At 28.6% G+C, this 13,611-nt stretch carries 14 protein-coding genes; 6 read left to right on the forward strand and 8 right to left on the reverse strand.

What is annotated here, in order from left to right; genetic code table 4:
- Positions 1 to 14 precede the first annotated feature (14 nt).
- Entirely contained in the window at positions 15 to 236 is a 222-nt protein-coding gene (locus tag NW238_RS02470; RefSeq protein WP_216567817.1) for a hypothetical protein, read from the reverse strand.
- Between the two features lie 559 nt (positions 237 to 795).
- On the opposite strand from NW238_RS02470, the gene recA reads away from it, so the two are divergent.
- A complete protein-coding gene (recA, locus tag NW238_RS02475; RefSeq protein ID WP_373422573.1) occupies positions 796 to 1,812 on the forward strand; it encodes a recombinase RecA in 1,017 nt (338 codons plus the stop codon).
- A gap of 46 nt (positions 1,813 to 1,858) precedes the next feature.
- Here recA and NW238_RS02480 read toward each other — a convergent pair whose 3' ends face one another.
- Entirely contained in the window at positions 1,859 to 2,095 is a 237-nt protein-coding gene (locus tag NW238_RS02480; protein WP_216505516.1) for a hypothetical protein, read from the reverse strand.
- Between the two features lie 129 nt (positions 2,096 to 2,224).
- Here NW238_RS02480 and NW238_RS02485 point away from each other — a divergent pair, with 129 nt between their 5' ends.
- The 3 genes from NW238_RS02485 (at position 2,225) to NW238_RS02495 (ending at position 4,559) form a co-directional block, all read left to right on the forward strand.
- Positions 2,225 to 3,055, forward strand: a complete 831-nt coding sequence (locus NW238_RS02485) for a TIGR00282 family metallophosphoesterase (protein ID WP_216505517.1) — start codon at positions 2,225 to 2,227, stop codon at positions 3,053 to 3,055.
- 281 nt (positions 3,056 to 3,336) lie between these two features.
- Positions 3,337 to 3,522, forward strand: coding sequence for a hypothetical protein (locus NW238_RS02490; protein ID WP_258451764.1), 186 nt, complete (start codon positions 3,337 to 3,339; stop codon positions 3,520 to 3,522).
- 104 nt (positions 3,523 to 3,626) lie between these two features.
- Positions 3,627 to 4,559 carry a hypothetical protein gene (locus NW238_RS02495; RefSeq protein ID WP_216567820.1) on the forward strand — a complete coding sequence of 311 codons (933 nt, stop codon included), beginning with the start codon at positions 3,627 to 3,629 and terminating at the stop codon, positions 4,557 to 4,559.
- Positions 4,560 to 4,762: 203 nt separating this feature from the next.
- On the opposite strand, the gene NW238_RS02500 is transcribed toward NW238_RS02495, so the two are convergent.
- The 6 genes from NW238_RS02500 to NW238_RS02525 all read right to left on the reverse strand — a co-directional run bounded on the left by NW238_RS02500 (position 4,763) and on the right by NW238_RS02525 (position 11,755).
- Positions 4,763 to 5,254, reverse strand: a complete 492-nt coding sequence (locus tag NW238_RS02500) for a dUTP diphosphatase (protein ID WP_216505519.1) — start codon at positions 5,252 to 5,254, stop codon at positions 4,763 to 4,765.
- Positions 5,255 to 5,263: 9 nt separating this feature from the next.
- Positions 5,264 to 6,031 carry a Nif3-like dinuclear metal center hexameric protein gene (locus tag NW238_RS02505; protein WP_258451765.1) on the reverse strand — a complete coding sequence of 256 codons (768 nt, stop codon included), beginning with the start codon at positions 6,029 to 6,031 and terminating at the stop codon, positions 5,264 to 5,266.
- Positions 6,031 to 7,530, reverse strand: coding sequence for an RNA polymerase sigma factor (locus NW238_RS02510; RefSeq protein ID WP_373422571.1), 1,500 nt, complete (start codon positions 7,528 to 7,530; stop codon positions 6,031 to 6,033). The genes NW238_RS02505 and NW238_RS02510 overlap by 1 nt, the downstream gene beginning before the upstream one ends.
- Complete coding sequence (gene dnaG / locus NW238_RS02515) at positions 7,530 to 9,431, reverse strand: DNA primase (RefSeq protein ID WP_216505521.1); 1,902 nt, start codon at positions 9,429 to 9,431, stop codon at positions 7,530 to 7,532. Before dnaG ends, NW238_RS02510 begins: the two co-directional genes overlap by 1 nt.
- 2 nt (positions 9,432 to 9,433) lie before the next feature.
- Entirely contained in the window at positions 9,434 to 10,792 is a 1,359-nt protein-coding gene (locus NW238_RS02520) for a glycine--tRNA ligase (protein ID WP_216505522.1), read from the reverse strand.
- 75 nt (positions 10,793 to 10,867) lie between these two features.
- Positions 10,868 to 11,755 (reverse strand): hypothetical protein, encoded by an 888-nt coding sequence (locus NW238_RS02525; RefSeq protein WP_258451766.1) that lies wholly within the window; start codon positions 11,753 to 11,755, stop codon positions 10,868 to 10,870.
- A gap of 255 nt (positions 11,756 to 12,010) precedes the next feature.
- Between NW238_RS02525 and NW238_RS02530 the strand changes: the two genes are divergently transcribed.
- Positions 12,011 to 12,364, forward strand: a complete 354-nt coding sequence (locus NW238_RS02530) for a S1 domain-containing protein (protein ID WP_216505524.1) — start codon at positions 12,011 to 12,013, stop codon at positions 12,362 to 12,364.
- Between the two features lie 2 nt (positions 12,365 to 12,366).
- Complete coding sequence (locus NW238_RS02535) at positions 12,367 to 13,608, forward strand: glucose-6-phosphate isomerase (RefSeq protein WP_216505525.1); 1,242 nt, start codon at positions 12,367 to 12,369, stop codon at positions 13,606 to 13,608.
- The last annotated feature ends 3 nt before the right edge of the window (positions 13,609 to 13,611 follow it).

A 13,611-nucleotide genomic window follows, 5' to 3' on the forward strand; every position in this document is an offset into this window, starting at 1 on the left:
AAAATCTCCTTTTGTTATTTATTAAACAGATTAAATAATCCGTGGGCACGCTGATTTACTGTTCATAATAAACCATCTTTGTGTGACCCTTGATATATTAAAAAATCTGCTATATACGCTATCGCTAACGCTATAACTACAATAAATATAATTGTAAAAATAATTGTAGTTACTTTGAGCGCAACATTCTTTTTGTCTTTTATTTGCGAAATGACATTTTCTGATGTTTGATTCATAAAATCCTTCCAATCTATCCTATCTATTTCTAGTTCTAGTTCTAAAAAAATCTAGATAATAGAATAATAGATAAGATTATTAATTTTATTTATTTTCTAATTATATTCCATTTACTTTGGATTTTACATATTACAAAAAATACATTTTTTTCATCAATAAATCTGTCTTTTATGATTAAAAAAAGATTCTTTTTTTGATTTTTCGGTTCTTTCATATTTAAAAAAATAAATAAAAACTGAAAAAATTTAAAGATTTTTACGAATTCAATTGAAATATGAATGAATTAGTAAATTTTTTATGTCAGTATCAGATAAAAAATAACTATATACCGACTAATAGTTAACTCATATATGAGTTTATATATAAAAAAATGAAATATTTCCACATTTTTTTATAATTATAGTAGTTAAATCAATAATTTCAGTGATTCTAATAAGAAAAAATAAATGAATTTTAAAATTTAAAGAAATTATCGTTTCAAAAAAAGATTAAAATATTAAAAATCAATTTAAAATATTAAAAAAGTTTTTTAGGTTTAAAATTTGCTGTTTTGCAGTTATAAACACTGAAAGGAAAAAAATGAAAGACACAATCAAAACAAATGAAGCTGTTCAAAAAGCAATATCAGAAATAACTAAAAAATTTGGTGATGAAGCTATAACGTTTTTTGATAATGAAGTTATAAATACACCTGTAAAAATCATACCAACTGGCTCTTATTTATTAAATGAAGCGCTCGGTATAGGAGGATATCCTCAAGGAAGAATAGTTGAGATATTCGGACCAGAAAGCGGTGGTAAAACAACTATGTGTTTACACGCGATTGCCGAAGTACAAAAAATGGGAGGTGTTGCAGCATTTATCGATGCTGAACACTCAATTGATCCGAGTTATGCTAAAAATTTAGGTATTGATTTCTCTAAAGTTATATTATCTCAGCCCGATAGTGGTGAACAAGCAATGCAAATTGTGGACTATTTAGCCAAGAGCGGAGCTATTGACCTAATTATTGTTGACTCAGTAGCTGCGTTGGTCCCAGAAGCCGAATTAAATGGAGAAATGAGTGAACAACAAATTGGCGCACATGCAAGATTAATGTCTAAGGCTTTAAGAAAAATTACCGCAACATTAAATAAAACAAATACTACTATTATTTTTGTTAATCAAATTAGAGAAAAAATCGGAGTAATGTTTGGCAATCCTGAGACAACAACAGGTGGTAGAGCTTTGAAATTTTATGCTTCCATAAGATTAGAGGTTCGGAGAATTTCATCTATTATTGACGGAAAAGATGTAATCGGTAACGATGTTAGAATTAAGGTCGTTAAAAATAAACTAGCCCCACCTTTTAAATCATTACAGACTGAAATAGTATTTGGCCAAGGAATAGATTCACTTGGCGAATTGATTGAATTAGCCTCAATAAAAAACATCATAACGAAGAAAGGGTCCTGATATTCATATAAAAATGAAAATTTATGTCAAGGAAAAAAAACTTTAAAAGAATTGTTGAAACTAAATAAAGAACTGAAAGAACAAATAGAAAAATTATGTTTAGAAAAAAGCGCAGAATAAGTAAGTTCCGCGCTTTTTTTAAAAATATTTGTTTATAAATTATTAATTATTTCTTAGACAAACTATCAACAATCATTAAGATGCCTGAAATCAAGTTGACAAATAATAAGCTAATTATACCCCACACTAAAATTTCATCACTATCATTTGAGTCAAGTTTCTTAAGAGCAAGAATTCCTAGCACAAGTGGAAAAATTAATCAGAATCCAAATATTATACTGATTATTAAAAAAACTTTGGTTATAGTTTTAAGTGTTTGATCTTTCATTTTTGTGCCTTTCATAGATATTAAGCAGTATAAGTATAGCATACTAGTAAAGTTTTTTTGCTGAATGAGTATATTGAATCGTAACTCACAAAGATTTCTTTGCCAAATGTGATAATATTTATTCTAGTAGATAAGAAGGTATCAATGCCAAATAAAAAAATTAATTTATTGTTCATTGGAGATATATTCGGACAACCCGGTATCGACACAGTAGCGAAACATATAGAATACATAAAAGAAAAATATAAAATTGATGTTATCGTTGCGCAATGTGAAAACGTAACTAATCGCAAGGGATTTGTTAAAAGCGATTATGAACAACTAAAGCGTTGTGGCGTAGATGTATGCACGCTCGGAAATCACGTTTGAGCTCAAGATGGAATTTTTGAAATCATTAATAATAATGATGTTGTTAGACCACTAAATATTCCTAACTCTTATGCTGGACACGGAACTACAATTATTAAATTAAAAAACGATACAAATTTAAGAGTAACCTCTTTGATGGGTATTACATTCAACAAATTATTAAATCCTTGAAAACACGAATTCGCAGACAATTTTTTCGATGCTATTGATAATGTCATTCAATACGGCGAAAAAACAGATTTTCACTTCATTGATTTTCATGGTGAAACAACCAGTGAAAAAGCAGTGTTAGGTCTCTATTTGGATGGTAAAGTTGATGCATTATGTGGAACCCATACTCATGTACAAACAAATGATGCAAGAGTTTTAGAAAAAGGAACTTGTTTTATAACAGATGCTGGTATGGTTGGTCCATATAATTGTGCAATTGGCGCTAATTTTGAAGAAGTATATCAACATATGCGTTATGGTGCATTTAGTAAATTCCAAGTTTCAAAAAATTGTTGTCAATTTAATGCTGTTGTTATGGAATTAAACACAATAAACAAAAAAAATAACAAGATTAAAACAATCACTATATTACCCCAAAATAATCGAAAATATTAATATAGCATTGAATTAAAATGCTATATTTCTTTTTTCATTCAAAAATGAGTATATTCGTAAAAAAACACCACCAGTAATTGATTAGTAAATTTTAAATTTATTCTAGAAAATTTAAAGAAGATCTATCAATATAAAAATACGTAAAAATAAAGAAAACAGCATTTTAAGAGATAAAGTTTTGCTGTCACCTTAGGTTCCTATTAATTAAAATATTTAGTATTGTTATTTGTTGTATAATTAGCCAAACATACTTATAAAACTTGCATTGTTTGACAGAACAAATGACACAATTTTTTGTTTTAGGATTTGAATTAAGTAAATACGAAATTACTACAAAAAATTATGATTTAAAACAAAATTTCATAATGACTATTTTAGAGAAATACAATAACAACTTACAAAATAATGTTGAACCATTAATAACAAAAAAATCTGTATATATTAAATATTCGTGATGGAATAATTAATGATAACAAAATCTAAAATTAACGTATATTCTGAATTATATGTTTGGTTATAATTAAAATGTTATTAAAAACAAATCATAATTATGTTATGTGAAAGGAATGAGATGAAACCAAAGTTATATATTATTTCAGGAGTTGCATCCATTATTACTCCTAGTGTAACATTATTATCTGCGTCTTGCAGCACAAATCCAAGGGGGAAATTCGCAAATAATTCTATTGTAGATAAAAAAACTAGGAAAAGTATTGAACAATTATTGGACGGAGCGGTCGAATCTTTAATTGACAATTTTACCGAAGATGATGTTAGAAGATTAAATGCGGACGGAAAATATTTTGAAACACTTTTTTCAAAAGAAGAACAATTGGCAAATTTATTTCTTGCTAAAATCGCATTAATAGATAAAAAAATATTAAAAAACGAAAAAATTTTTAATGGGATAAAGCAGGTTGTTATAGACGCAATAGAGGATTTTGCTAACCTTGCGAAAGATAATAAGTATTTATCCAAGATTATGAAGGATTTTGAAACTTTAATTAACCTTGATAGTGTGCAACAATTTATACAAATTTTAATTAAAACAACGTTACATAAAATTGGAGATTTGCAACAACTGAATAATATCGGTTCCCAAGAAATACAAGATAAATTAAAAGACTTAAGTGACGACTTTCAAAAAATCTCATCTCTAAATCAACAAGAAGAAGTAATTGAAATAAACAAAAAAATTGCCGAATGGATTACTAAAACTTTTAAAAACATTCTTAGTACAATAAAAATGGTTTTTGAACATATTCAACAAAAAGAATTGGACGAAATCATACATGATAAAAATAAATTAGACCAAATCAATAAAGAGTACAGAACTATTTTTAATTTTTTAGATGATATAAATCAAGTGTTTGACAAATCGTTCAATGAATTTGTTTCTTATCTTGATAGAAACAAAAATAAGAAACAAATTAAAATAGATGAAATGGAAAAATTCTTTGAATTTGTTTATCTGAACATTAATATACAAATGTTAAAACAATAAAATGTCTATAAAATCTTGTTCTATTTTATATACCAAATTACAATTTAGATTTCAGTTAGACATAATTTTGCAAAATCAAGATTACTGCTTTTATCTAGTTTATATAAAGTTATTATCGTATGTGTCAGTAAAACATATAAAAACATCAAGTGTTTTAGTATAGCACTTGATGTTTAATTAAGTAATAAGGCTAATGAATGATTTTAATAATGATTTTTGATACGGTCGAAATTTTTCTTGTTTTTAACTTCATATCATTTAAAAATTTCTTCGTCGGTATAGTCAAGCAATTTCGCACATCCAAGTGATAAACTTAACAATTCACTGATTATATCTGCGTTTACTTTACCTTTAGCATCGCTAGCAATTTTAAATATTTCTAGGATTTGATCTGTAGGAAATTTTGAAACAAGTTTAGGTTGAATAATAGGATTTACATTCAATTTATATGCATACGATCCTAGAAAATGTAACACGTCTGCAAATTCTTCTAAAGCGGCTTCCTTATTTACGTTTTTATGTTTTTTTCAATATTTAAAACATTGAACTTCATTAGCAAATTCTGCAAATTCAACTAAAACTGCTAACAGTCATTTAGCTTCTCATTCCTCTGGTTGAACATTTCCAAGATCTTCACGAGAGCTAATTGCATCGTCTAATGTTTTTTGCATTTCAAATATATTTGTGAAATCCATTCTTTTCTCCTAAATATTTTTGTAAGGTTCGCTAATATAAATTGGCGTAACTTTTATGGTTGTAAATTTTTGTTGTAATTGTTGTGTTATATCGCTTACAAAGACTTGTTCATCTAAGTGTGATAATTCCAAAATATCTATATTATGTTCTTTATATAATATTCATTCATTTCATTTAATATCACTAACTAATATTAAATCTATTCCTTTATTATTTAATTCATGAGCTAGCACAGCTGGGCCCGAACCAGATAAAATAGCAATTTTTTTGTATTTTTTGTTTAAATCTGACACGTTAGTTCTGAAATTAAATAATTTCAAATTGTTCTTTAATCTATTAGTAAGTTCATTAATAGATAAATCTGCATTAAGAACACATGGATATGTTTCGTGATAGTCAATATGGTCATTAAAACCTAATCTAAAACCTATTTGATGTGATGTACCCAACACATTATTATCATAATTAGTGTGAAAGGCGAGTACATTTATACGATGTTTTTTTATAATTTCAAGCATTGACTTTTTATAGGACGCTGCCAAAAATTCTTCATTTCATGTCGGCATAAATTTAAATGGGTGGTGAACTAGAATTAAATTCGAATTAGTTTCTAAAGCTTTATTTAAAACTGCGGTTGTTAAATCAATTGCGACAACAACGCCAGTTATTTTTTCACTTAAATTAAACTTAACGCTAAATCCTGATGGATCTCAAATTTCCGCTGCTTCCAATGGGTAGTTATTAAGTAAATATTGAGTAATTTTTTTTAATTGCATTATTTAAAGAAATCCTTCAAATGTCTGCCTTTACGAGTTGAATTCTTTAGTTTACGTAAAATTTTATTTTCAATTTGGCGAATACGTTCTTTAGAAACACCACGTTCTTTTGCTAATTCTTCAAGAGGTGTTATTTGATATTTTTCGCCATTTTCATCAGCCCCAACACCATATCGTTTACAAATTAAAACGTATTCGTCGCGGTCAAGGGTATCTGTTAAAATTTCATTTAAAACATCGACTAATTCTTCTTGTGAAGCAAAATCAGTAGGACTAACAACACTTTCATCTTTTACGAAGTCTGAAAATGCTGAATCATTTTCTTTTCCGATTTGTTTATCCAATGAAATAGGATCAATGTTTATTTTACGAATATATCTAACTTTTTCAGCTGTATATCCATTACCAAATTTTTCTGCTATTTCTTCATCGGTTGGTTCCGTTCCGTTTTCTTGGTGTAGTTCACGTTCAATTTTGGTTATTTTGTTAATTGTTTCAACCATGTGAACCGGCACCCGAATAGTACGTGCCTGATCAGCAACAGCACGTGTAATAGCTTGACGAATTCATCAAGTTGCATATGTTGAAAACTTGAACCCCTTCGAAACATTGTATTTTTGCACTGCTTTAACTATTCCGGAGTTGCCTTCCGAAATAAGGTCAATAAAGCTTAATCCACGGTTTTTGTATTTTTTAGCATTATTAATAACAAGACGTAAATTACGCTTAATTAGTTTATCGCGTGCACGTTTGCCTTTAAATCCACCTTTTTCCATTTCACGAGCAAGAGCCTCCTCTTCCTCTTTGTTCAACAATTTCCCGTATTTACCGATTCAACGCATGTATCATTTAACAATATCATTCGTTTCGGTTAGTTTATTACGCAAATCATGAGCAGAAATATTATCTTCCTCTTTAGATAAATCAATTTCTTCATCTTCGAAAGTTTCGATTTCTAAATCGTCGTCAGTTATGTCTTTAGATTTTTTTCTGGCGTCTTTTTTGGCATTTTTACGATTTTTCTTTTCGACTATCTCTTCTTCTTCCTCTTCAGCATAGCTAGAATCATCGGAGTATTCATAATCGTCATCGTAAGTGAATTCTTGAGTGTATTCATCATCAAATTCATCAATATCGATTGCTCCATCAAGCTCATTATCATGTCCAAAATCTTCTTCTTCAACAAGTATACGCTTTTTAAATGTGTCTTCTTCGTTGACTATTTCTTCCACTTCTTCATCAGTGATATCTTCCATTTCATCGGTGATGTCTGATTCTCCAACTTCTAAATCATCTCCCTCATCAACTTCATCTGAAATTAGATTCATTTCATGAAGATTTTCTAACATTTCGTCCATTTGTTCGTCAGGTATCTCTACTTTGATTTGGTCTAAATATTCAAAAATATCAGCTTGAGATAACTTTTCGCGATTTTGTTTTTTGGCATGCTTTTGCACTAATTTAATTACTGCTTCCAGTTCTTTGTTCATTGTCGCCATTATTTTTTCCTCCTATTTATTCTTAGCATGTTTTGAGTCATTTGCTCAAACATTGCTGGGTTTGAGGCAATAAGCCTACTGGTTTTGGGGTCTTGTACGAACGCAATATATTTATCATCGTTTTCTTTTAATGCGTTTTCGTAAATCATTTCAAAATTCATTGATAACTTTTCTTTATCTCCGAGATAATTTTTGAAATCTTGTTTTACTGCTTCAAATTCAGATTTTAATTCTCCGTTATTAGTTATCATTTCTTCAATTCATTTTTTATTAGATTGAGTTAATTCACCATTTTCTAGAATGTTTTGTATTTGCTCTTTATAGTCATCAAAAACATTGAAATTCATCTGATCTTCTTTATTTTTTTCTAAATAAAACTTAATTAGGTCAGGGAAATCAAGAATTAAATAAAATAGTCTATCAATCCAGCTTAATGTGGGTAATTTGTGTTTTTTAACAATGTTAACAGGTGATGAAATTCCATTGTGAGGAATTAGATTAATATCATATGGGTCCTCAGGCAAATCCGGTACATAATCAGGAACTTGGTACATATTCATGAATGTTGCTGTATCTATTTGCGAATTATTTAAATAAGAATCATCAGGTATTGAATATTCATTAGATTCCTGCAAATTACCTTTGAAAATAATTTTATATTTAAAGTCATTGTAAATTTTTTCAGAATAGAAATCTCTTACGTTTGACTCTGAATATTCAATATATTTCGAAAAATAAGATACAAAATTTTGAATATTATTAAGTCTATTATCACCACCGGCGATTAATAAAAATTGATTTTTACCATTTTCATAAATATAATCTAACGAATCTACTGAATCATTGATAAGGTTATTTAAATATTCGGAACCATATTTTTTGAGTATTTCATCAGGATCGAGTCTGGTTTTGTTTTTAACTACTTTCGCGTGAATATTTTTAGATAGTAAATAAGATAATGATTTTAGGGTTGCGTGTTGTCCGGCATTATCCCCATCTAAAAACATAATTATAGTTTTATTATTCAATAATTTGAAGTGCTTGTGAGTTAAAGCTGTACCCATCAAAGCAACCGCATTAATAATGCCTGCTTTATGTAGAGCGATTACATCGAAGAAACCTTCTGTAATTATTAATTCTTTTGTTTCAAGAAAATCTTTAGCTTTATAGAAATTGTAAAGAAGTTCAGATTTTTGAAATAAATGAGACTCAACACTGTTTATATATTTTGGTTTAACGTCTTTGTCTAAAGTACGGGCACTAAATCCAACAATTTTTCCATCATCATTTCTGATACCAAACGTAACGCGATTGTTAAATGATGGTTGCAATGATTCTGGATTAATTAAACCTGCTTTAGCAAATAATGTTGGATTTTGTTTGATTTCGCCAGCAAAGAATTCCAAAAAGTTTTCTTTAGAAGCAAAACCAATATCAAAATTCCTTAAAAGATCGTTTGATAAATCCCTTGAGTTATAAAAACTGTTTAATGTAGTATTTTTAAGTCTAGTAAATTCCAGCTTAAAGAATGAATTGACCTTATCTAAAAGATCTAAAACTTCTAAATCAGATTGTGAATATTTCGAGGGTTTTTGATAAAAAATATGTGAATCATAATTAATGCTTGCTTCATCGGCTAGCAGTTTCAAGGTATCGGGATAAGTAAGTTTTTTAAATTTCATCAAAAATGAAATCAAATTTCCGCCAATGCCACAAACAAAACATTTAAACAATTGTTTAGTTTCACTAACATGCATCGAAGGGTTAGAATCATCATGGAAAGGGCATAAACAAACAAAACTTTGACCTGATTTAGACAAAGCAATATATTTATTTATTACCTCAACAATGTCGTAGCGTGATAATATTTCGTCTTGTAATTGCTTAAAATTTGTATTCATATTTAAATGTGATTAATTAATTCGCTAATTTTTACTCTTTTTTGCTCCATGGTGTCTCTGTCGCGAATAGTAACAGATTCATCTTCTAAAGTATCGAAATCAATAGTTACACATTTTGGTGTGCCAATTGCGTCTTGTCTACGGTATCTTTTACCTATAGAAGCAGTTTCATCGTAAACAACACTAATGCCTTTTTCTAGAAGCAGTTCGTAAATTTCAGTTGCCTTATCATTCAATTTTTTAACTAACGGCAAAACAGCAACTTTGTATGGAGCTAGTTCTTTAGAAAAATGCATAACAATTCTTTTTTCGTTTTCCAAATCTTCTTCGTCATATGCTTCAATTAAAATTGCAAACATAAGTCTATCTAGACCCATAGATGGTTCAATTACGTAGGGGATATATTTTTCATTAGTGGTTGGTTCTAAATATTCCAAACTTTCGCCAGTAGCATTTTGGTGGGCGGTTAAGTCATAATTTGTACGGTTAGCAATACCTAATAACTCACCTCAACCAAATGGAAATAAATATTCAATATCGCTGGTTGCTGATGAATAATGTGACAATTCTTTAGGGTCATGAGCTCTTAATCTTGTATTTTGCTCACTTAATCCTAATTTTCTAATAAATTTAATCGATTTATTGATGTAATAATCAAAAATCTCGTCAGCTTGTGAGGGGTGACAAAAAACTTCTAATTCCATTTGTTCAAATTCTCTAGTACGGAAAATGAAATTACCTGGTGTAACCTCATTTCTGAAACTTTTACCAACTTGACCAATTCCCATTGGCATTTTTGCTCTCATTGAACGTTGGACATTCTTAAAATTAACCATAATACCTTGAGTAGTTTCGGGACGAAGATAAATCTTGCTTTTTGTTTCTTCTGTAACACCTTGTTTTGTTTCGAACATCAAATTAAATTTTCTGATGTCGCTTCATTCGCATTTATCGCCTTCATATTTGGTAACGTTTTTAACTAAAAATTCTTTCATTTCGTCGAAACTCAATGTTTCAGCAACTATATTAGGATTAAATTCTTCAATTAATTTATCGGCTCTATATCTTTTACCATTTACTTTATTTTCAATTAAGGGATCATTAAAATTGACAACATGGCCCGAAGTTACTCAAACCTGCGGATTCATCAAAATCTTTGAATCTAATAAATAATTATTTTTTTCGCTTTGAACAAAATATTGTTTTCATACTACTTCAATATTATCTTTTAATGTAGCTCCCAACGGACCATAGTCTCATGTATTTGCTAATCCGCCATAAATTTCACTTCCTTGAAAAACAAAACCAGAGGCTTTAAGATGGTTAATTAGAGTAGTTATGTTTTTGTCTTTGTTTAACATATTTATTTCCTCATTTCATATCATAAAATTTATTCATTGACTATTTAAATCAATGAATTAAAATTTGACAATTATTTAAAATAAAGCTGTCTTTGTAATGATTTCGAATAATCTTAATCCAATTACTACAACGAATGCTAAAAGAATAATTATTGCAATCACTAACAATGTTGTCGCAAATTTGTTTTTCGCTGGTAAATTGTATTTAGTTGCTTTAATTTCTTGCTCGTAAGGAATTAGTAATTCTTCTGTTTCATAAATGTCAACTTTTGATTCTAGGTTTTCATGCTCAACTATTACATCGTCATTTGACATTTTTTCGTATTCGCTGCTTGCATCAACAACTTCAACATTAATTGGTTCAGATGTTTGTTGATCTGAGACTGATGCCGGTTCGACTTTTTCGGTTTCAACTTTTTCAGTTGCCACAACTAGTTCGGGTTCTTGCGCTGGTTCAAAATTTTCTTTTTGAGGTGCAACGACTAAATCTTGAGCTGTTGTATTTGAAGTTATAACCGCATATTTGTATTCATTTTTTGGTACAAAAATAATAAATTTATCATCTAACAATACATTTGATGTTTCTCAAGCTATAGAAACATTTTCACTAGAATTTTCAGGTTTGTAAAACGCTTGATTATCAGTGGTATCCTTAGCGGTATAGTCGATACATAGTTTTGATAAAAGTTGTTTAAACTCTACATTTAATTCTTCATGTACTTTAATTGTTTCCTTAACATGTATGTATGCCTTAATTGTTACCAAATCTTGTAACAAATCATCTATGTCATCAAAATTATGTTTTACACGAAAGTAGTCAGTTTGACTAACTTGTTGATGAGTTATTATTGCGTTGATGGTTTTTACCTTTTCAACATATTTTTTTAATGAATTAATTAGTTCATCTTGATCTAAATTGACATAGTATTCTAAGTCAATAATTTTTTTATTTGCTTGATTCATAATATTTCCTTTACTAATTTTAATTCAACTACAACGGGTATGCAATTCGCATTTTTACAACCAAAAACCCATATAATAATTGATATTAGAATTATATACTAAATATATAAATATCAATAATCTTTGTTATAATGCGAATTATATTGAATTTAAGAGCGATTCGAAAAAAATCATAACGGCAGATTTTTTTTAAAAAAAATATGCGTTTATTTTATTATTTTGCAGTAAATTTAAATATTAATTTATAATTGTAATATGAATAAAAAAGGTGATATATTATTTGGGAAAATAATACATATTTGTATTGATGGATTGACGGTCTTCACAAACAAAAAATATGTATTCGAAATTCCTAAAAAAAATGTAACTGATTGAGCTTGGAAAAACTTGTTCAATGAGTTTAAAATAAGAGATAAAGTTAACTTTATCGTAGAGGAAATAGACAACGAAAACAAAACTGGAATTGGAAATTTTAAGGCAAACCACAGTTATTTTGCTCGCTCACCATTTGTTGAAGAATTAAAGGAAACAAAACACGGTTTTAAAAACTTAAAAAAATCTATTGATGCTGAAGTTAATGTTTGAGATATGCAAAATAACCGGAGTTAACAATGTCTAAATTAACACTAAAAGCTTTCAATTACCACCCCGATTTCAATAATGAAAGCCTTATTGAAAAAGCAACAGGAATTATCCGAGGGATTAAATTAAAGACTATAGTCGGCTTCGAAAATTTTGGTTTTCATGAACTAGCTTTAAACTTTGGTCAATTCAATTTAAATGAAATTACTAATTTTGCTGAAAGAATAATCAAACAAAATACCAAAAATATAATCATATTTACCGATTCCAGAACGCGGGATAATATCAACGCTGCAATGGATTTCGTTTATTTTTATGACCTTCTAGGTGATAATAAAATCAAATATGAAATTATAAATTGCGATGAAAACTATACTAATTGATTCGACAAATATGAATATTTTAAAAGAACTTACTGCTTTGAAAAAACAAGTTTCATTTTTACCAAACTCAATATTTTTACTGATTCATTCGTAGAATTCATCAAAGTATTTTTAAATTATATACAATTAAAAAACGGTTATTATAGGACACTTGAACGCTGTTTTATAATTGGAAAACAATACCTTGAAGACCAGTTAAATTTCATTGAAACTATTGAAGAAAATAGACTTATAAGTCCAAATATTTTAGACGAAAGATTTTCTTTTTTTAGTGAGATAAACTTACTTTTAATGCATATGAATGGCATAAATATTAATAATGTATTAGATGGTTATACATCCGCCTCAATCGATTTTACCAGTGAAGACATAAAAAATAATTTAGCCTTCCAATATGGGTATATAAACAGTGTTCTTAAACATGAAAAAAAGCAGAATATTTTAATCGGCGGTAACCAAGGCCTCAATAAAATCTTATTAATTCAAGCTAGATTGAGTAACGAAAATATACAAAAACACAACAATCTTACAAATACCATGTGCTTTCCTGAAGATATTTATACATACGCACCGTACACGATTGGTATGAATCATAGATTTTTCGCTTCCTATATTACTTTTTACCAAGAAAAAACCGATTTCAGAATTACGCCCGAACTGAATGAGAGTGACGGAATTCCAGCATTTAAACAAAATAGGTTAAGTGACGCGAATAAATTAATAACAGATGGAGTTTTGACAACATTGTCGCACATCGCTAATATCCCTTTATGTCAGATAATACTTAATAATAATTCAGAAGGTGTCTTAGGAGCATATGTTTGTTTCATTTACTGATCACAAATTTATGAATCATATTTAAATAAATCTAACCCGTTTGTGGTTTAAAAG

This window comes from Mycoplasma zalophidermidis (genome assembly GCF_024742155.1).
Classification (GTDB): Bacteria; Bacillota_I; Bacilli_A; order Mycoplasmatales; family Metamycoplasmataceae; genus Mycoplasmopsis; species Mycoplasmopsis zalophidermidis.